Source organism: Barnesiella sp. (genome assembly GCF_022723415.1).
Lineage (GTDB): Bacteria > Bacteroidota > Bacteroidia > Bacteroidales > Barnesiellaceae > Barnesiella > Barnesiella intestinihominis.
Genome location: NZ_JAIJHU010000053.1, coordinates 1 through 21,196, shown reverse-complemented (window position 1 = coordinate 21,196; position 21,196 = coordinate 1). Strand labels below are relative to the sequence as shown.

At 46.2% G+C, this 21,196-nt stretch carries 15 protein-coding genes; 9 read left to right on the top strand and 6 right to left on the bottom strand.

What is annotated here, in order from left to right:
* Positions 1-630: 630 nt before the first annotated feature.
* From argS to cysS, 3 genes are read left to right on the top strand one after another with little or no spacing between them, the layout of a single operon-like run.
* Positions 631-2,424 carry an arginine--tRNA ligase gene (argS, locus tag QVD32_RS10515; protein WP_046415972.1) on the top strand — a complete coding sequence of 598 codons (1,794 nt, stop codon included), beginning with the start codon at positions 631-633 and terminating at the stop codon, positions 2,422-2,424.
* A 25-nt stretch (positions 2,425-2,449) separates the two neighbouring features.
* Positions 2,450-3,154: a Bax inhibitor-1/YccA family protein gene (locus QVD32_RS10510; protein WP_021892610.1), complete on the top strand. Its 705-nt coding sequence runs from the start codon at positions 2,450-2,452 to the stop codon at positions 3,152-3,154.
* A 34-nt stretch (positions 3,155-3,188) separates the two neighbouring features.
* Positions 3,189-4,661, top strand: coding sequence for a cysteine--tRNA ligase (gene cysS / locus QVD32_RS10505; RefSeq protein ID WP_021892611.1), 1,473 nt, complete (start codon positions 3,189-3,191; stop codon positions 4,659-4,661).
* A gap of 85 nt (positions 4,662-4,746) precedes the next feature.
* Here the strand turns inward: cysS and QVD32_RS10500 are convergent, their stop codons facing one another.
* The 4 genes from QVD32_RS10500 to upp form a co-directional block, all read right to left on the bottom strand.
* The gene (locus QVD32_RS10500) at positions 4,747-6,432 is read right to left on the bottom strand and encodes a SulP family inorganic anion transporter (protein ID WP_118686995.1); all 1,686 of its coding nucleotides are present in this window, start codon (positions 6,430-6,432) and stop codon (positions 4,747-4,749) included.
* 237 nt (positions 6,433-6,669) lie between these two features.
* Positions 6,670-9,042 carry a GDSL-type esterase/lipase family protein gene (locus QVD32_RS10495; protein WP_021892613.1) on the bottom strand — a complete coding sequence of 791 codons (2,373 nt, stop codon included), beginning with the start codon at positions 9,040-9,042 and terminating at the stop codon, positions 6,670-6,672.
* A 294-nt stretch (positions 9,043-9,336) separates the two neighbouring features.
* A complete protein-coding gene (locus tag QVD32_RS10490; protein ID WP_008862938.1) occupies positions 9,337-10,467 on the bottom strand; it encodes a hypothetical protein in 1,131 nt (376 codons plus the stop codon).
* 34 nt (positions 10,468-10,501) lie between these two features.
* Positions 10,502-11,152, bottom strand: a complete 651-nt coding sequence (gene upp, locus QVD32_RS10485) for a uracil phosphoribosyltransferase (RefSeq protein ID WP_008862937.1) — start codon at positions 11,150-11,152, stop codon at positions 10,502-10,504.
* Between the two features lie 281 nt (positions 11,153-11,433).
* Here upp and pckA point away from each other — a divergent pair, with 281 nt between their 5' ends.
* Complete coding sequence (gene pckA / locus QVD32_RS10480; RefSeq protein ID WP_008862936.1) at positions 11,434-13,041, top strand: phosphoenolpyruvate carboxykinase (ATP); 1,608 nt, start codon at positions 11,434-11,436, stop codon at positions 13,039-13,041.
* Positions 13,042-13,976: 935 nt separating this feature from the next.
* Here the strand turns inward: pckA and QVD32_RS10475 are convergent.
* Positions 13,977-15,473 carry a glycoside hydrolase family 10-like protein gene (locus tag QVD32_RS10475; protein ID WP_021892615.1) on the bottom strand — a complete coding sequence of 499 codons (1,497 nt, stop codon included), beginning with the start codon at positions 15,471-15,473 and terminating at the stop codon, positions 13,977-13,979.
* Between the two features lie 266 nt (positions 15,474-15,739).
* Between QVD32_RS10475 and QVD32_RS10470 the strand changes: the two genes are divergently transcribed.
* Positions 15,740-16,216, top strand: coding sequence for a DUF456 domain-containing protein (locus QVD32_RS10470; RefSeq protein WP_008862934.1), 477 nt, complete (start codon positions 15,740-15,742; stop codon positions 16,214-16,216).
* On the opposite strand, the gene QVD32_RS10465 is transcribed toward QVD32_RS10470, so the two are convergent.
* Positions 16,197-16,430, bottom strand: a complete 234-nt coding sequence (locus QVD32_RS10465; protein WP_021892616.1) for a hypothetical protein — start codon at positions 16,428-16,430, stop codon at positions 16,197-16,199. The genes QVD32_RS10470 and QVD32_RS10465 overlap by 20 nt on opposite strands.
* Positions 16,431-16,969: 539 nt before the next feature.
* On the opposite strand from QVD32_RS10465, the gene QVD32_RS10460 reads away from it, so the two are divergent.
* The 4 genes from QVD32_RS10460 to QVD32_RS10445 all read left to right on the top strand — a co-directional run bounded on the left by QVD32_RS10460 (position 16,970) and on the right by QVD32_RS10445 (position 20,595).
* Positions 16,970-17,287: a Bor family protein gene (locus QVD32_RS10460; RefSeq protein WP_021892617.1), complete on the top strand. Its 318-nt coding sequence runs from the start codon at positions 16,970-16,972 to the stop codon at positions 17,285-17,287.
* A 562-nt stretch (positions 17,288-17,849) separates the two neighbouring features.
* Positions 17,850-18,329: a 2-amino-4-hydroxy-6-hydroxymethyldihydropteridine diphosphokinase gene (gene folK / locus QVD32_RS10455; RefSeq protein WP_021892618.1), complete on the top strand. Its 480-nt coding sequence runs from the start codon at positions 17,850-17,852 to the stop codon at positions 18,327-18,329.
* A gap of 327 nt (positions 18,330-18,656) precedes the next feature.
* Positions 18,657-19,979, top strand: coding sequence for a methionine adenosyltransferase (gene metK / locus QVD32_RS10450; protein ID WP_008862932.1), 1,323 nt, complete (start codon positions 18,657-18,659; stop codon positions 19,977-19,979).
* Positions 19,980-20,067: 88 nt separating this feature from the next.
* The gene (locus QVD32_RS10445) at positions 20,068-20,595 is read left to right on the top strand and encodes a GNAT family N-acetyltransferase (protein ID WP_008862931.1); all 528 of its coding nucleotides are present in this window, start codon (positions 20,068-20,070) and stop codon (positions 20,593-20,595) included.
* The last annotated feature ends 601 nt before the right edge of the window (positions 20,596-21,196 follow it).

Here is a 21,196-nt window from a genome sequence, read left to right as displayed (position 1 = left end):
TAGTTTTCTACGCAACAAGACAAAACATTCTAACCTTCTCCCTTGCCGTGTCCCGCAGCATTGCGGGGTGTTTTTGCGGCGCAAAATATAGGGGAGAGACAGAGGAGCGATAGCGACGAAGAGAGGGGTTGGAAAATAGCATGTTATATTTTGAAGGCTTAACCCCCTCGCCCTGCGGGCACTCCCCCTATCTCATCTACGATGAGCAGAGGGAGAGTGTTGAAAGTATCCTCTTGAACAGCTTTTATCCGCTCCGATGCTTTGTGGGTATTTTTCCCTCCTCCCTGCCGTATCCCGTAGCCTTACGGGGTGTTTTGCCCAGCAAAATATAGGGTAGGTGGCACGAAGTGACGGAGGGGTTGAATATCATCAAAATCTATTCGGCTGCTTTTCTTAACCACTTGCCGAGGAGATCGGAATGTGGTTGCCGACAAAAGATTTATTGTTAATATTCAAGTCTGCCCTCATGAATTTTCTACTGAATCCATTTGTTCTTTTTGCTCTGCATTCGACTTGTACTATCTTTGACAAAAGTCCGATATAGGCTGCGATTCGGCAAAAAAACAAATGGATTTGTTCTTTTTGCTCTCATCTTGCACTATCTTTGTACCCATTAAACGAGTATAGTACATGAAAATAGAACAGATTATATCCGATGCTGCGGTCAAAGCGGTGAAAGCTTTGTATGGAATCGAGGCAGCTCCCGGAACGACAGTTCCTCAAAAGACGAAGAAAGAGTTCGAAGGAAATCTCACGTTGGTGGTGTTCCCTTTTTTGAAAGCCTCTCATAAGGCTCCCGAAGCTACGGCTCAGGAGATAGGCGAGTATCTTCTCGCCAATGAGCCGGCAGTCGCTTCGTTCAATGTAATCAAGGGCTTTCTCAATCTGGTGATCGCTCCTTCGTTTTGGAGCCAGATGTTGCATCACATCGACGAAGAGGCCGATTTCGGGACGCATAAAGCTGCCGCAGATGCTCCTTTGGTCATGGTCGAATATTCCTCGCCCAATACCAACAAACCGTTACATTTGGGACATGTGCGCAACAACTTGTTGGGATATAGTCTTTCCGAGATTTTGAAAGCCAATGGCAATCGGGTGGTGAAAACCAATATCGTCAATGACCGGGGTATTCATATCTGTAAATCGATGCTGGCTTGGCAAAAATGGGGCGACGGTGTCACTCCCGAAAAGGCCGGAAAAAAAGGAGACCACCTTATCGGTGATTTCTATGTGTTGTTCGACAAACATTATAAACAAGAACTGAAAGAACTGGAAGCCAAAGGCATGACCCCCGAAGAGGCCGAGGCCGCCTCGCCGCTCATGCAGGAAGCCCGCGCCATGTTGCGCAAATGGGAGGCCGGCGATCCCGAGGTTCGTTCGGTTTGGGAGATGATGAACAACTGGGTCTATGCCGGATTCGACGAGACGTATCGTCGCTTGGGCGTGGACTTCGATAAGATATATTACGAGTCGCAGACCTATCTCGAAGGGAAAGAGAAAGTGCTCGAAGGATTGGAAAAGGGTATCATGTATCGGAAAGAGGACGGCTCGGTATGGGCCGACTTGACGGCAGAGGGGCTCGACCACAAATTGCTGTTGCGCAGCGACGGAACATCGGTGTACATGACGCAGGACATCGGTACGGCCAAGTTGCGTTTCAAAGATTTCCCCATCGATAAGATGATTTATGTGGTGGGCAACGAACAAAATTACCATTTTCAGGTTCTTTCTATATTGCTCGACAAACTCGGGTTCAAATGGGGCAAAGATCTTGTGCATTTCTCCTACGGTATGGTGGAGTTGCCCGAAGGAAAAATGAAATCGCGCGAAGGTACGGTAGTGGATGCCGACGACTTGATGGACGAGATGATCGCCACCGCTCGCGAGACATCGGCCGAATTGGGCAAACTCGACGGCTGTACCGCCGAGGAAGCGGAAGAAATTTCTCGTATCGTGGGTTTAGGCGCATTGAAATACTTTATCTTGAAAGTCGATCCCCGCAAGAACATGACTTTCAATCCCAAAGAGTCGATCGACTTCAACGGGAACACGGGGCCTTTCATTCAGTACACCCACGCCCGCATCTGCTCGGTCATGCGCAAGGCTGCCGAAGCCGGTATCGATTATCGCCAAGTGGACACCGCTAAGGTAGAACCCTCTGAAAAAGAGATTTCGCTCATTCAGCATTTGGCCGATTTCCCTGCTGTGGTCGCCGAAGCCGGTCGTATATACAGCCCTTCGCTTATCGCCAACTATGTGTATGATTTGGTGAAGGAATACAATCAGTTCTACCACGATTATTCGATTCTGCGCGAAGAAAACGCCGAAGTACGGGCATTCCGCCTAATGCTTTCGGCCAACGTCGCCAAAGTGATAAAAACCGGTATGGGATTGCTCGGTATCGAAGTGCCCGACCGTATGTAAAAAATAACTGTTAAAATAGAAAGAAATGGAAAATTTGTATGATTCTTCTTATAAATCGACTACCGGGACATCGGTTTTGTCGATGGTGATGCGTAAGGTGTACGGACGTATGTTCCTCGCCCTTGTCGTGACGGCTCTTACATCGTTGTATGTGGCTTCTTCTCCGGCTATATTGTCGGTCGTTTTGGGAAATCGGGCTGTCTTTTTCGGCTTGATGATTGCCGAGCTTGCCGTTGTTTTCGTTGTCTCGGGCATGTTGAATAAACTGAGCACGACGACCGCCACGCTGTTGTTCTATTTGTATGCTGTTCTTAACGGAGTGGTATTTTCGTCCATTTTCGTCGTGTACGATTTGGGCTCTATCGCCTATACGTTCTTTATTACCGCCGGCGTGTTCGGGGCGATGAGCGTGTATGGCATGGTTACCAAGAACGATATGACCAAGTTCGGGAGCTATTGTATCATGGGATTGTTCGGGTTGATCATCGCATCTGTTGTCAATATATTCGTGGCAAGCAGTACTCTCGACTGGATTATCAGTTTGTTCGGCGTGGCTTTGTTTATCGGATTGACGGCATGGGACACCCAAAAGATCAAGAATGCGGCCTATGTGACCGATCCTTCCCAGACCGGGAAGTTGGCGACGATAGGCGCTCTGTCGCTTTATCTCGACTTTATCAACTTGTTCCTTTATCTGCTTCGTATTTTCGGAGGTCGTAGCAACGATTAAGCGTTACGGGAACTGAATCCATAATATACTCGATATGACACAACCGTTTTATATCTATAATACACTTACCCGAAAAAAAGAGGAGTTCAAACCGTTGAACCCTCCCTACGTGGGTATGTATGTATGCGGTCCCACGGTTTACGGGGATGCTCATTTGGGACATGCCCGTCCCGCTATCACGTTCGACGTATTGTTCCGTTATTTACGGCATTTGGGATATAAAGTGCGCTATGTGCGCAATATTACCGATGTAGGGCATTTGGAAAACGATGCCGACGAAGGGGAGGATAAGGTCGCCAAAAAAGCACGGCTCGAATCGCTCGAACCGATGGAGGTGGTACAATATTATCTGAATCGTTATCACAAGGCGATGGAAGCTCTTAACGTGTTGCCGCCGAGTATCGAGCCGCATGCGTCGGGGCATATTATCGAACAGATCGAATATATCAAAAAGATTATAGAGGCCGGATATGCTTATGTAAGTAACGGGTCGGTTTACTTCGATGTAGTGAAGTATAATAAAGACCACCATTACGGCAAGTTGTCGGGGCGCAATATCGACGACCTGCTCAACACGACGCGGGAGCTCGACGGACAGAGCGAGAAGCACAATAGTTTCGATTTCGCTCTTTGGAAAAAGGCTTCTCCTGAACATATCATGCGGTGGCCCTCGCCGTGGAGCGACGGTTTTCCCGGCTGGCATCTCGAATGTTCGACTATGAGCACCAAGTACTTGGGCGAGGAATTCGACATTCACGGCGGAGGCATGGATTTGCTTTTCCCCCACCACGAATGCGAGATAGCCCAATCGGTGGCTGCGCAGGGGCACGAGACGGTGCACTATTGGATGCATAACAATATGATTACCATCAACGGGCAGAAGATGGGCAAATCGTTGGGTAACTTCATTACGCTCGACGAGTTCTTCTCCGGTAATCACAAATTGTTGCAACAGCCTTATTCGCCCATGACGATACGCTTCTTTATCTTGCAAGCGCATTATCGCAGCACGGTCGATTTCAGCAACGAGGCCTTGCAGGCATCGGAAAAGGCCCTGCAACGTATGCTCGAAGGGTGGGACAACCTCTCGAAGATCGAGCCTGCCGAAGTTTCCACGGTCGATGTGAAAACCATTCGCGAACGTTGTTACGAGGCGATGAACGATGATTTGAGTACGCCTATCGTTATCTCCCATTTGTTCGAAGCCGTGAAGATTATCAACACGGTATTGGCGGGAGGAGCTACTTTGTCGGTTGAGGATTCGGCTCATTTGAAGGAAACTTTCCGTATATTCCTTTTCGATATCATGGGCATTCGCGAAGAGGCCGGTGTTTCGGAAGAGGGGAACGAGGCCTATCATAAAGCCGTGGATTTATTGCTCGATGTGCGTAAGGAGGCTAAGGCTCGTAAGGATTGGACGACCTCGGATTACATTCGCGACAGGTTGTCCGAGATAGGTTTTGAAATCAAAGACACCAAAGAGGGGGTAGAGTGGAAGTTGAAATAAACAGACTTTCAATGAAATGATACGACAATCCCCGTGTTCTCTCAGAACACGGGGATTGTCGTATGTAGAACGTTCGGAGCCTCTTTTATTTCTTCATTTCTGCGACGAACTCGTTGGCTTTTGCCACGGCTTTGGTAATGTGGTCGCAGATATGGTCGTCGCCTATAAGCCGGTCTATATTCGCCTTTTTGAGGGTGGCATGTACCGTGGGATTGACCCCCGACAGAATGACATGTATCTTCTCTTTCTGCGACGAGGTAATCAGGATTTCGAGGTTATGGATAGCCGTAGAATCGATAAAAGGTACTTTCCGCATACGGATAATGCGCACCAGCGGACGATCGGCCATACTACGCATCAGTTCGTCGAACTTGGTGGCTACCCCGAAGAAGAACGGGCCTTCTATCTCGTAAACTTCCACGCCTTTGGCTACTTTCAAGACTTCGTGGGTAGTCGATTCGGTTCCGGTCGCAATATCGAGCTCGTCGTGGAGTACCGATATTTGCGTGGTCTCTGTCATGCGGCGCAAGAAGAGGACAACGGCCAACAATAGCCCGATTTCGATGGCGATCGTAAGATTGAATATAACGGTAAGCAGGAAGGTGATGATGAGTACCGACACGTCCGATTTTGGATTTTTCAGCAAGGAACGTACCGTGCGCCAACCGCTCATGTTATAGGAAACGACGATCAATACACCGGCGAGGCACGACATGGGCACGAGCTTGATAAGCGGCATAAGGAACAGGAATATCAACAAAAGGACGATAGCGTGTATTATACCGGCAATGGGGGTACGCCCGCCGTTGTTGATATTGGTCATGGTACGGGCAATGGCTCCGGTGACAGGGATTCCCCCGAAGAAAGGAACCACGATATTGGCTGCTCCCTGTGCGATAAGCTCGGTATTGGAGTTGGTTTTGTCGCCGGTTACACCGTCGGCGACGGTGGCCGATAGCAGGGACTCTATGGCTCCCAATACGGCGATGGTAAATGCCGGAGAGAGTAATTGGTTTATCGTCTCCATATTGATATTCAGAGCTTGCGGCTCGGGAACTTCATTGCTGATGTTAAAACGGTCTCCGATGGTTTCTATTCCTTCGATTCCCCAAAGACGTTCGAGCACATAGACGAGCACGGTCATGAGAATAATCGCCATGAGGGAGCCCGGTATTTTGTTGGAGATACGGGGAGTGTAGGCAATGATGAGAATACTGAGTATTCCTATACCCAGCGACCAGAAATTGGTGGTCTCGATGTGCTGGAAGTAAGCGACCCACTTGGATATGAAATCGGCGGGGACGCTGTCCATCGATAATCCGAGCAGGTCTTTTATCTGTGTGGCGAAAATGGTAAGCGCGATACCGCTGGTAAATCCCACGACAATGGGGTAGGGAATGAACTTAATGATGGTTCCCAAGCGGAAGCAGCCCATCAAGACCAATATCAAACCGGCCATGAAAGTGGCTATCGCCAGTCCTTCCAATCCGTAGGCTTGTATAATGCCGTACACGATAACGATAAATGCTCCGGTAGGCCCGCCTATTTGCACGCTGTTCCCGCCTAAGAAAGAGACGATGAATCCGCCGATAATGGCGGTGATGAGACCTTTTTCGGGAGATACGCCCGAGGCGATACCGAAAGCGATAGCCAAAGGCAGAGCGACGATACCGACGATGATACCGGCCATGAGGTCTTTCGTAAATTTTTCTTTGGAATAGCTTGCCAGCGAAGCGAGAAACTTCGGGTGAAAATCTAATGTACTTTTCATCATTTTACCTATTTTATACCTATTATTCGAAGAGCCCGATTTCGACATCGGGGTTCAACAAATTAATAACCTCTCTAATCGGTCGGGTGACCGATTTGAAAAAACGCAGCAAAATTAACTATTTTTTATGGTTAAAGCCAGTATTTGCCGAAAAAATAAAAAAAATAATAAAGAGAAAATACCACCCGGATATTGGGTAATGGTATTTTCTCTTTATCGAATAGTGCGGTGGTACGCTTAGTAGATAACCAACAATCCTATTTTTCCCGTATCGTTCGAATGGATTACATAAGTACCGGCTGTCAGGGCGTCGGTAGAAATCGTTTCGTTTTCATTTCGGAGGGTTTGCCTGTCGAGCAACATACCGTTCACCGAATAGATTTCGAATATTCCCGAACAACCGGCGTTTACACGTTCTCCCTGTTTTACAGGATTGGGCGAGAACAACATACAACGTCCTTTGAGGGAAGCAATTCCCGATGTCGTGTTTTCTACTAATGCGAGTGTGTTTGTGCTTTGTGCCAGATTGATCAGCGGACTTTCGTTGCTTAAAGGAGCATAGATTTCCAAGCTCGACCGTAACATTTTGCCTTCGGCCACGGCGGCGATTTCTTTATCGTTCATACCCGAACGCCAGAAGAACAGTTGGCGATAGTCTGCCTTATCGGGCGCATTACTCCCGCCTAAGGCAAATTTCGTTGCTACGAGCTTTTCGGAAAGCTCTCCGCATTTTACGCCGTTCACATACAGTTGGGTCATTCCCCACGCATAATAGTGCGTCAAGGATATACATAACCATTCGTCATTCGCCGAGGTGGTCGATGTGATTTGTCCGTCCGATGGCGATTCGTAAACGATATTTCCGTTTTCGTCGATTTTAATATTACCCGTGCCGTTTTCGGTCTCGAACGAGGCGAGAGTTCCGGCAGAAGAGGCTTTCACTTCAAATGAAAGGGTGAAGGGGTGAACGATATTTTCCGGTACAAATTCGATGTGTTGTGTAGCGGACGCTTTGCCCAAAGCATAGGCGGTGCTTTCTTGTCGTTGCGGAATGGTTTTCCCGGCATCCAGAGCATCGAAGAGTGACGGTACTATGGCGTAGGACATTTCCCGATGTCCGTCCGAATTGGGGTGTGCTCCATCGCTTTCAATCGCTTTGACCCAGCGTCCTGCTCCGTCGTCGACAGCTCCCAGCATATTTACCGAAGGTACTTCCCATTGCTGTATGGTCAGGTTTAGGTTTTTCAAAATCTCATAATCGGATTCGTTGAATCCTCCGTTGGCATAGTTACTTGCCATGACCGGCACGATACCTACGGAGTCGGCTTGGCGAATCAATTGTTTCATGCCTTTCTCGTAATTTTTCGCGGCTTGGTCGGTTTGAGTGCCGTTGTTCCGTTCATTGCCGAGCGACAACCCGTAGAACACGTAGCGTCCGCAATCCCGTAATAGGTCTCGTTCCCAACGGTCGAGTACCATTTGGGTCGTATTCCCGCCGATGGAGATGTTCGAGGTGGTCCAGTCTTTGCCGATGTTTTCTTGTTTACGTTGTTTCAGCAGGTCGGTATATATGTAGGCGTATCCGTAATCGTTTGTCGCTCCTGTTCCATAGCAGACAGAGGATCCCATGAATGATATTTTGTATTCGTCGATTTCCTTACACGATTCGGGATAGGGTTTTTCGATGTCGGGTTTTTCCATAGTCTGGTCGGTTTCATGTATTTCTATCTTATCGATGTTGGGCCCGTCGTACCGGCATGATTCGGTGAACGAAATCGTGTTCAGCCCTTTGTCCAACCAAACCAATACCGATGTTTCTGCCGTGGGCAGTTGATCCCATTTGCCTTCGGACTTGTTTACATTGATATAGGTTTTTGCATAGTTGTTGATTTGGATATCCAAAGGACGTCCTGTGGGGTCGTTTGTAAAGATTTTCAATTCATACGGCCCTTCCTCGGGTATATCGACGCACGTGAATTGCAGGTAGGAATTACTCTTGTTGTTGAAGTCTCCCACGTAGCGACCATTGGACATACCTTCCAGATTTTTTACTTTCAAGGCTCCATATAAATGGGCGTATTCGGCTTCCAATGTTATAGGAAAACCTTCTTGGGGTACAGGCAGGGGAGATTCCGAGGTTTCCAGTATTTCGAATTTATCCAAATTCGGACCTCCTGATGTCGTGGGATAGGGCGTTATTTTTATGGTATTCGTCCCGGCAGCCAAGTAAATCAGCACCTTGGCCGTTTCGGCGGGGGGAGTATCCCATTTCGCCGTTCCGTTAACGGTACATTCTACCTCTGGATAATTGTTTACTTTTACAGTGAATCGACGTACACCGTTGCAGTTGAAATAAGTTTTGAATTCATAGGTTCCGGCTTTTTCCATCGTCACATTGTGGAAGAAAAGGTAACTACCCCGGTCGTTTCCTCCCACGTATTTCCCGTTGGAGAAACCATCGCCCGATTTAACTCTCGCCGGTGAATGAATGGAGTCGGCGTTTTCGGCTTCTAAAACCAAAATAGGACTTTGAGCACATAGCCCGAATACCGATAATAAAAAGAATAGTGAGAATTTGATTTTTTTCATGGAGTTAAAATAGTTTCTCATGTCGATAATATTTTTAAGGATTCACATATTATGACACCAAAAACGTCGTGTACCCTTATACCGAATCGGGAATTTTTTGTTGTTGTCCGTCGAGACTCGATGATGGCGAAAGTGTATTTTTCTTTCCGGGTTTCGATTCCTCCTTTGTCTCTTTCTCTGTTTTTATGGTTGTCGCGGTTTGATCGTCACTTGTTTACCGGAAAAGTTGCGGGTAATTATAAATGGAACACCCCCTTTGTGGTTCATTTATTGAACACAAAGGGGGTGGGTATGGGTGATTCGCTCACTGGCGTGTTATATCTTTTTTGTATAGGCTCGGCGGCGTTTGTGTTGTTGCCGTTCGAAATATTGCCATTGGGATTGTACTTTCTCGTTCATTTCGAGTTCGGGATTGCTCTCGGCATATTTGTAACCGTTTTGAATGAATACCGGGATAAGGTCGGAGAATAGCAACGCATTGACTCCTTTGCTTTGGTAGTCGGGACGGACAGCTACCAACAAGAGGTCAACCCCGTCGTTTTTGCCTTTGAGGGCTTTGAGCAGATGGATAAAACCGAAAGGAAACAGCCGGCCTCTCGATTTCTGTAAGGCTTTCGACAAAGAAGGAATGGCAATACCCACGGCAATCAAATCGTCTTGCTCGTCGACAATGGCTGTTACGTTTTCGAGCCGTAATAACGGAATGTACATTTTTACATAATAGTCGATTTGTCGTTGAGACAGTGTCGAATATCCATATAAATCGGCATAGGCGTTGTTGATTAGGTCGAAAATTTTTTGACCGTAATTGCCTTTGTATACGTCGGATGCGCTTTTGAATTTCAGAATTCGCAGATTGTACTTTCGTTGTACGATGTCGCTAATGCGTTGATGTTTTTCGGGTACGCATTCGGGTACTTTTATTTTGTATTCCACCCAATCTATCGCTTTTTCGTAGCCCATGCTTTCGATGTGTTGCGGGTAGTATGGATAGTTGTAGATGGCAGACATCGTGCTTAGTTGGTCGAACCCTTCGACGAGTGTTCCTTCGGGATCCATGTCGGTAAAACCGAGCGGCCCGTGTATTTCGGTCATGCCTTTTGATTTTGCCCACTTTTCGACGGCATTGAAAAGCGCTTTGCTGACTTCTTTGTCGTCGATGAAATCGACAAATCCGAAGCGTCCGGCTTTTTCCCCGGACTTTTCATTCGCTTTGTGGTTGATGATTCCGGCAATTCGGCCGACGGGTTCCCCGTCTTTATAGGCCATGTAGTAAACCGATTCGCAGAAGTCGAACGCCGGATTGTTTTTCGAATTCAAGGTTCCTACTTCGTCCAGAACCAGAGCCGGTACATAGTATTCGTTTCCTTTGTATAAATTTATCGGGAACTTTGCGAACTTTTTCAAACCGCGAGTTCCTGATATTTCCTGAATAGTGATTGACATGATGTTTATAATTTCAGCAATTTGTTCTCGGTTGTTATTCCTTTATTCCGTATGCCAAATCTCCGGCATCGCCAAGTCCCGGAACGATGTAGGAGTGTTCGTCTAATTTATCGTCGATCGCTCCTACCCATATTGTCGTGTTTTCGGGGAAGTGGTCTTTCACGTAATCGATCGCTTGCCGGCTTGCGATTACCGATGCGATGTGTATGTCTTTGGGTGTGCCTTTGGTGAGCAGGGCTTTGTAGGATAGCTCCATAGATCCGCCTGTCGCCAGCATGGGATCTGTGAGTACCAATACTTTACCATCGATTCGCGGTGAAGCGATATACTCGATAAAGATGTCGAAATTCAGCTTGTCTTTATATTTCCGGTAAGCCGAGACAAATGCATTTTCGGCATCGTCGAGGCAACTGAGGAATCCCTGATGAAAAGGCAGACCTGCCCGAAGAATAGTGGCCAGTACAACTGTATCGTCGGGAAGATTGACATGGGCCGTTCCCAGCGGTGTTTTTACTTTTTTCTCGGAGTAATGGAGCCGGTGACTTATTTCGTAAGCCATTATTTCGCCTATTCTTTCGAGGTTTCGCCGGAATCTGATTCGGTCGGTTTGAATATTTACATCTCTTAATTCGGCCATAAATCGGTTTATTACCGAGTTTTTTTCCGCAAAATTGATTACTTCCATATTTTGTGTTTTTTGCCGAAGAGCAAAAGTACGTATAAATTTTGTTTTGGAAAATTATAGATTGTTTTTTCTTTTGTTTTGTTCTTTAAAAAGGGAAGAAACAGACCTTTTTGCTATCTTGGCATAGCGATTGAGGGTGTGTTTGTAATAAATACAAACAATTAGCGAAAATTTTCTTTAATTAAATCGTTACTTGTAGAATTTGTTTTTAATTTTGCAGTCGGTTTTCATGGATTAAGAAAAAAGAGAAATATTTTATAAACCATTAAATTTCAAAAACAATGGCAACATTAGATTTAAGCAAGTATGGTATTAAGGATGTAAAAGAGATTTTACACAATCCTTCTTACGAAGTTCTGTTTGAGGAAGAAACCAAAGCAGGATTGGAAGGTTATGAAAGAGGTCAGGTGACTGAACTCGGTGCTGTGAATGTAATGACAGGTATTTATACCGGTCGTTCTCCTAAGGATAAATTCTTTGTGATGAATGAAGCCAGCAAAGATACTATCTGGTGGACTACCGATGAATATAAGAACGACAACAAGCCTTGCTCGGAAGCAGCTTGGGCCGATTTGAAAGCCAAAGCCGTTAAAGAACTTTCGGGAAAGAGATTGTTCGTAATGGATACTTTCTGCGGCGCTAACCCCGCTACTCGTTTGAAAGTTCGTTTCATCATGGAGGTTGCATGGCAAGCTCACTTCGTGAAGAACATGTTTATCCGTCCTACCGATGAAGAGTTGGCTAACTACGGCGAACCCGATTTCGTATCGTTCAACGCAGCCAAAGCGAAAGTAGACAACTACAAAGAGCTGGGTCTGAACTCTGAAACTGCTACCGTTTTCAACTTGAAGACTAACGAACAAGTTATCTTGAATACTTGGTACGGCGGTGAGATGAAGAAAGGTATCTTCTCAATCATGAACTATCTGAATCCTTTGAAAGGTATGGCTTCGATGCACTGCTCGGCCAACACCGATAAAGAAGGTAAGAGCACAGCTATCTTCTTCGGTCTTTCCGGAACGGGGAAAACTACTTTGTCTACCGACCCGAAACGTTTGCTTATCGGTGACGACGAACACGGTTGGGACAACGACGGTGTGTTCAACTACGAAGGCGGTTGCTATGCCAAAGTTATCAACTTGGATAAAGAAAGCGAACCCGATATTTACAATGCCATTACGCGTGACGCTCTTCTCGAAAACGTTACGGTTGATGCCAACGGAAAGATCGATTTCGCAGATAAGAGCGTAACGGAAAATACTCGTGTATCTTATCCTATTTATCATATCAAGAATATCGTAGAACCGGTATCGAAAGGTCCTCACGCTAAACAAGTAATCTTCTTGTCGGCCGATGCATTCGGTGTTCTTCCTCCGGTTTCTATCTTGAACGCAGAACAAACCAAATACTATTTCTTGTCTGGTTTCACCGCTAAATTGGCCGGAACAGAACGCGGTATTACCGAACCGACTCCTACTTTCTCGGCTTGCTTCGGAGCTGCATTCTTGTCATTGCATCCGACCAAATATGCCGAAGAGCTGGTTAAGAAAATGGAAATGGTAGGCGCTAAGGCTTATTTGGTGAACACCGGTTGGAACGGTACGGGCAAACGTATCTCTATCCGCGATACTCGTGGTATTATCGATGCTATTCTCGATGGCTCTATCGACAAAGCTCCGACAAAGGTTATTCCTTATTTCGACTTCGTTGTTCCTACTGAGTTGCCGGGTGTGGACAAAAATATCCTCGATCCTCGTGATACTTATGCTAATGCTGCCGATTGGGAAGTTAAAGCTAAGGATTTGGCCGCTCGTTTCATCAAGAACTTCTCTAAATTCGAAGGTAATGCCGCCGGTAAGGCTTTGGTTGCTGCCGGTCCGAAATTGTAATCGTACACGATTTGACTCTATACGCAACAGGCCGCTTCGTCGAAGCGGCCTGTTGTTTTTTTTGTGATGGTCCGGTGGATTTTCAATAACGATGAAAGTATTGTCTTCTGCTGTGTCTCGTGGTGTTACAAGGTGGGTATAATAGTGTATAAAACTTTTTTTGGAAAATCGACGGGGCTGTTTCGATGAATCCCTTACTTCTCTATATTTTCCATGTGGAAAACAGACCATAGTGCTATGGGATATGGCAAGGGAAAGGTTGAGATGCTTATACTTATTTTGTTGAGGGCTATTTTGTTAGTCGGTTGGTAGTTTCCAACTTCTCCCCTGCTTCGATTTTCAATCGGAGATAGGGGACGCCGCAGGAGTGAATCCTACGGAGAGGGGTTAAATCTAAGAAGCTGTTTTAAATTTATAGAGAAATAATATTATCATTGCAAGCAGGTATGTTCCGGCCATATTGAGCCCCTGTCTCGCATCTTGAACCCCTTGATTTTTGTCAATAAGCCCGCTATTGACTGCCTATCTCGGACTCCAATCAGCTTCAACATAGGTCTCAATCTGTCTTGGAATAAATTTAAAACAGCTTCTTAGATTTTGAGATTTTTTTTACAGGGAATTTAACCCCCTCGCCCTGCGGGCACTCCCCCTATATCGCTGCGCGACACAGAGGGAGAGGTTGCTGCTCCCTGTTATTTTTGTTGTTGCCGGTATTTTCTAACCCCTCCGTCCTACGGACACCTTTCCTATATGGCTGACGCCACACCCCGCAATGCTACGGGACACGGCAAGGGAGGAGGTTAAGAGTGTACAGGGGAGAGAAAAGGGAAAGAATACACACAAAGCACCGAAGGAGTAAAAACAGAGGAGGTTAAATATAGCTCGACTTTTCCATGTACTTCTTTCCGCTTTTATCGGGCGGTGAAGATGCCGGTTTACAACTTCACTTTCTTTATCTTACCCTTACTTTCGTTGTGCATACGGTCTACCGCGGTCACCACATATACATATTGGCGGGTTCCGTGTTTATAAGGGAGCAAAAATTTCGTGTCCCGAGTAATGGCTACGAGATGGGATGCATCACATAAACAAATGTCTTCGCTGGGTGCAAAACGATAGACACAGAAATAAATTTGCTTCTGCATCTCATCGTCGGTTTTCTTTCTTTTCCACTGCAATTCGTATCCCTCGGGAGTCCATTTTGCCTTCAAACCCTTCACCTCGTCGGGAGCCTTGCTGTCGATAAACGTATAGGCCGGGATAAGGGAGGGAACCGCATGGTAATATCCCTTCAAGTCATCGGCTATGCCTTTATAATTTTCCAACAAGGAATAGCCCGGCCAGAAACAGTTCCCGCCTACATGGTCGAGATAACGACTCAACTGCATTTTATGGTTCAGTTGCGTGTATATGGGATTCACGTCGGTAGCATTCATCGTACGTGCCACGTCCTGACCGATGTAGAGATGACGTCCGTTGGCATGATTGTTCCACCAATAAATCAGTGTCTCGACGCATGCGGCCTGATGACCTATCTCCCAATAAAGTTGCGGTAACATGTAATCGACCCAACCGTTGCGAGTCCACAATAACACATCGGCATAGAGCTGGTCGTAGTTTTGCAACCCGTTCGTCGCACTGCCGTCCGGGTCGCTCTTTTGATTCCGGTAAATACCGAACGGGCTGATACCGAATCGCACCCACGGTTTACGCGATTTGATAATCTCGTGCAGTTCCTTAATCAATGCATTGACATTCTCCCGACGCCAATCGCCACGATCCATACCGTTACCGTACCGGGCATAACTGTTTTCATCGGGGAACTCGCTGCCTGCTATCGGATAAGGATAAAAATAGTCGTCCATGTGAATGGCATCTACATCGTATCGCGACACAATATCGTCGACTACCCGACCGATGAACCGGCGGCACTCCGGTAACCCCGGATCGAAATAGAGCTGCCGGCCATACCGAACGAACCATTCGGGGTGTTTATGATAGATGTGCGATGCGGCGAGCGGCTCATCGGCATTAGTTCCCACCCGATAAGGGTTGAGCCACGCATGCAACTCCATGTTGCGGGCATGACATTGCTCGATCATATATTGCAACGGGTCCCACAACGGTTCGGGAGCCACGCCTTGCTTCCCGGTCAGATACTTGCTCCACGGTTCAAGCTCCGAACGATAAAAGGCATCGGCCGTCGGGCGCACTTGAAAAATAACCGCATTGATACCGATATACTGCAAACTATCCAACATTTGGTCGAAATAGTCTTGCATCGCATCCCGATTCATCTCCATGTAGCGACTCTGACCTACCGTGTGAATCCATGCGCCGCGAAATTCTCGTTTCGGGTGTTCTGCACCCTGCGACACCATTCCGCTTAAAAAGGAAAACAATAATAGTGATAAATAAATTTTAAGTTTCATTGTATTGATTTTTGTTTTATGAGACAAAAATAGTGCAAGGCAGGGAGATAACCAAATTTATTTGTTTCTGTGTTCGTTCATATTATCTTTGTCACTACGAATATAGGAAGCAAATCGAAAATGCAATTTCCGTTTGTCTCTGCACTTACCTTTCACTATCTTTGCAATATGCGAGAATAAGTCGAGTCGGGTATGAAAAAATGAGGTTGGTTTTATCCGACTCGTTTTTTACTCTGCATGCACAACGTGCAAAATATAGATACGATATGGATATTATATGGATTATTGTAGGAGCGATATGTTTGCTCGTCGGGTTAGCGGGTTGCTTTCTTCCGGCACTTCCGGGTCCTCCGCTCTCTTATGTGGGCATGATACTTCTTCATCTCACCGACAAGGTGCAGTTTACTGCGACACAGCTCATCGTCTGGGCCATATTGGTCATTATTGTACAAGTACTCGATTACCTCACACCTCTCATCGGCACGAAATACAGCGGAGGTAGCAAATGGGGGAACCGGGGCTGTATAGCGGGAACCGTCATCGGCATATTCCTCTTCCCTCCATGGGGCATTATTTTCGGTCCTCTCGTGGGAGCCGTCATTGGCGAACTGTTGGGTGGCAAACTCACACACGAAGCTCTCAAAGCCGGGCTGGGCGCTTTTGTAGGATTTCTCTTGGGGGTAATTTTAAAGGTATCGCTCTGCGGTTATTTCGTGGTTGTCTTCATCTCTGCTCTATTCTGATTTCTTTTTCCCTCTCTTTCTCCCATAAGTCGGGAAGGACTTCCACTGCCCATTGCTGGCAAGTCAAGGGAAGCCTTATTTTGAAATGAAAAGTACTACCTAAACCACTTCTCCTTATCGTACCTTGCAGCATTGCAGACATTTCACATACCTCCCTCGTGTTTTGCTGTGCAAAATATAGGGAAGGAGTGAAAGGAATATCTTTCTCTGTCATACCTTATGACAGAGAAAGAGTTTAGTCATTTTCCCCTGTTTCATAGAAAAAATGGATTTTACCCCATTCTCCTTATTCCTGCTTACAGTTGGGCAGGGAGGGGGATAACAGATTTTTAAACTCCTGCATACCTTGCGTTGTAAAACACAAAAGAGGAGGTTTGGATATTTTTCCGTGATAGCAGCGAACCGGGAAAAATTTAAAATGTAGAGGATTCTATACTGATATTCCTAAAATAGTGTTTATATTTGTAACTGTTGTAGCTACAACATACATATTTTATTGAAGCGTTTCGTTTTATCCTAACCTTGAAAACGACCAATTTTTAGCAGAAGGATAAACGGCACAAACGTTCATGCAGGCGTGTGCGCATTCATTGCTTAGGCAATGTTGTCATACAGCATGCGTGGGTTAGCTGTTTATTTCTGCGTGGTTACTTGGTCGTACCTCAAGGTTGATAAATTGACAGGTTCCCACGCTTTTCTATTTTAAAAACGCCATTCCGAAGGGGAACAGGAAGGCAAAAATTGTTCATTATCATGAAAAGATTATTTGCGTGTGCATTATTGTCATTGTTGTTATCCTCTTGTTATAATGCGAGAGTCTGTGTGGGAAATGTACAGAAAAACGATCCTGTCGTAAAAGTAAATTCGGTGATGAACCATCATTTGTTGTATGGTTTGATTCCTGTCGGTAACACGAAAATGGAGGCCAAAGAGTATGTGGGGGATGCCGAGAATTATGTAATTAAAAACAGTTGGACTTTCTTAGATGGTTTTCTGAATATTCTTACATGGGGTATTTACACACCTACGACCACTACTTTTTATGTACCTGTAAATGAAATGGGGAAATGAAATAAACAGGTTTGTAGATGATGTAACCTAACTTAGGCCTTTAAGAATCTTATCGATTGAGATAATCCTTTTGTCGGAATCCGAAGGTGATAGTGCCGGATAAAGACAAGAGGATTATTCGTTTTATTTTCAGTGAGGCTAATTTCTGCTTGGGGAGTAATCCATTTCCTGAGAAGAAAGACGAAAAAATTTTTTTTTCGAGCGGTATGATGATGGTTCGGTCGATAGTTCGTGGGGATTGTCCTTGTATATTTCAACCCCTCTCCTCAGAAACGGTTGTTTCTTCGGTTTCTCCCCTATTGCTTCGCTACACCCCGCAATGCTACGGGGCACGGCAAGGGAGAGGTTGATGCCCGGTTTGCTGCTGTCGCTGTTTTTTCAACCCCTCCGTCCTTCGGACACCTCCCCTATATTTTGTTTGGCAACAAAACACAGGGGAGGAGTTTAAAAGTAACCCTCTATTCATATAGACTGAGTCATAATAATGGGGAGAGAAGGGGAAAATTTTTTGCGAAAAACGTCTTTTTTGCTATCTTAGTAGCGCAAAAAGGAGGTAAAAACTATGGGGAAACGAGTATATTTAGGCTTGGGCTCGAATTTGGGGAATAAGGAGCGAATCGTGAGAAAAGCCATCGACAAGATTGGCGAACGGGTGGGAGCGGTCGTTGCCGTGTCGTCGTTCTATAAGACGGCTCCGTGGGGCTATCAATCGGTGCATACGTTCTGTAACGCTGCTATTGCAGTAGATACCGATTTATCTCCCGAAGAGGTATTATTCACCGTACAGGAAATCGAGCGGGAATTGGGTAGTAAAAAGCATCGGGAAGGAGATGGCAGTTATGTCGACCGGCTTATCGATATAGATTTACTCGACTATGACGGTTTGGTGTTGGATACTCACTCGCTGGTGTTGCCTCACCCGTATATGCACAAGCGGACTTTCGTGATGACCCCGCTTGCCGAAATAGCTCCGCAATGGGTGCACCCGGTATTGGGGAAGACGGCAACGGAGCTATTGGAAGGTTTACGGAACGAAAAGTGATTTAGCCCCAGAGTTTTATTTATATGATACGATCGGGGAAAGGCCTACAACATAGAGTGACTTTGCGTTTGCCGGTACATCTCTATTCTATGTACATTGTTTTTCGGTAAAATTGCAAATAAATTTGCTTTTGCTTTGGACTTGTACTATCTTTGTAGCCGAAAATGTGGAAGGATTTGGCTGCTTGCAACCACGGAAAAAAATGCTAAAACTGCGTTACGGGGCTTTTCGAAGCCCGTCCGGCTTTATCAAATCACCTTTGTTTTCGTGGGAATTGCGGTCTTTCTTCCTTCAATAATGTATCACTATTATTCAGGAGAGAAACCAATGAATTATTTGTTTACCTCGGAATCGGTGTCGGAAGGACACCCCGATAAAGTGGCCGACCAGATATCGGACGCTTTGCTCGACGAGTTTCTGGCGTATGACCCGAACTCGAAAGTTGCATGCGAGACCCTTGTAACGACCGGTCAGGTCGTATTGGCAGGCGAGGTTAAATCGAATGCTTATGTCGATTTGATGGAGGTTGCCCGCAGAGTGATTCACCGTATCGGATATAATAAAAGTTCGTATAAGTTCGATGCCGACTCGTGCGGTATTTTTTCGGCCATACACGAGCAGTCGGCCGATATCAATCGGGGCGTGGAGCGCGCCGAAGCGATGAGTCAGGGGGCGGGAGATCAAGGTATGATGTTCGGGTATGCTTGCAATGAGACGGATAATTATATGCCGTTGTCGCTCGATTTGTCTCACTTGTTGCTTACCGAGCTGGCCGTTATCCGCCGGGAGGCTTCGGCAATGACCTATCTGCGCAAGGGGAAGGTGACTTCGTATTTGCGTCCCGACTCCAAATCGCAAGTAACCATCGAATATAATGAACGGAACGAACCTGTGCGGGTGCATACGATCGTATTGTCGACCCAGCACGACGAATTCGTGACTCCGGCCGACGACTCGAAAGAAGCTCAGGAAGCGGCCGACCGGGAGATGTTGCAGACGATTTACAACGATGTGAAACAGGTGTTGTTACCTCGTGTTATCGCACAACTGCCCGAACGGGTACGAACCTTGTTCGACGACCAGTTGATTTTATTAGTGAATCCTACCGGCAAATTCGTTATCGGCGGGCCTCACGGGGATACGGGATTGACGGGTCGCAAGATTATCGTCGACACGTATGGCGGCAAAGGTGGTCACGGAGGTGGCGCATTTTCGGGAAAAGATCCCTCGAAGGTAGACCGTTCGGCCGCATACGCCGCTCGTCATATTGCCAAGAATTTGGTAGCGGCAGGGGTGTCGGACGAGATTCTGGTGCAGGTGTCGTACGCCATAGGAGTCGCCGAACCGGTGAGTGTTTATGTGAATACTTACGGTAAATCGCACGTGTCGATGAGCGATGCCGAGATAGCCCGACGGGTGTGCGAGATTTTCGACATGCGTCCGAAAGCTATCGAGGAACGTTTGAAGTTACGTAATCCTATTTATGAGGAGACGGCGGCTTACGGTCACATGGGAAGAAAACCGCAAACTGTCGTGAAGACATTCAAATCGCATTATAACCCCGAACCGATCGTTCGTGAGGTAGAGCTGTTCACTTGGGAGAAACTTGATTATGTCGAAGTCGTGAAAAAGGCTTTCGGAATGGCATGATGAGGATTCGAGCGATCGTATGTGCCGGTTTTGCCACGGTGATATGATTCCTTGATAATGGGATATTCATGGGAAATATTATATGACTATGAATTATATAGATATAGATAGTTCGCAGCATGAGCTTTACGACTCGTGGCGGAAATTGTATACTGTCAGTTTCCCTATCTTCGAGCAGCGGACGCAAGAGCAGCAGGAAAAAGCGTTCTCGTGTGCCGATTATCATTTGGTAGGGTATAGCGAAGGGGATATGTTTGTCGGATTTATCTCCTATTGGGAGTTTAGCAGTTATAGGTATATAGAGCATTTCGCAGTGCATCAAGGATTACGAGGACGGGGGTATGGAAGTGAAATTTTGAATGCGTTTCTCCGCTCGACCTCTAAAATTGTTTTGCTGGAAATCGATCCTGTCGTTGATTCTGTTTCGAGAGCTCGTTTGAGATTTTACCGAAAGTGCGGCTTCCATGAGAACCCTTTTGCCCATACGCATCCTCCCTATCGGGAGGGTTATCCGCCTCATTCGTTGGTTGTGCTTACATCTCCCCGGTCTATAACAGAAAATGAGTACCGGATTTTTAGCACGGACTTGACTGAGGTCGTGATGCAACAAGGATAAAATTTCGAGTCCTTTTGTTCGGAGGAGTATAAAAAAGGTGTATTCAAAGAGCGGGGCTTGTAAATCGTACAAGCCCCGCTCTTTGAATATATTGTGTTTCGATTAGGAATGATGTGTTGCCCTATTGCACGGAGGCTATAAGGAGGATCTGTCGATTAGTGGGGATATCGGTTCAATCGGAAATCAGAGGGGATTGTCTTTTTATATTTCTACCCCTATATAATCTTTTTAACCTCCTCGCCCTGCGGGTACTCCCCCTATATTCCTTACAGGAACACAGAGGGAGAGGGATATTCTCGATATAAACTGATTGATGTGATGTCTTTTCAACCCCTCCGTCCTTCGGACACCTCCCCTATATTTTGCTGTGCAAAACACAGGGGAGGAGGTGAATCCCCATAAATCTCCGAAGAGGTAAAAACTGTTAATGTGATACTTTCAATCCTCTCCCTCTGCTCATCGTAGATGAGATAGGGGGAGTGCCCGCAGGGCGAAGGGGTTGAACTCTACAACCAAATGATCTTTTTCAACCCTTCTCCTTAGAAACTATTGTTTCTTCGGTGTCTCCTCTATATGGCTAACATAGTACCCCGTAATACTA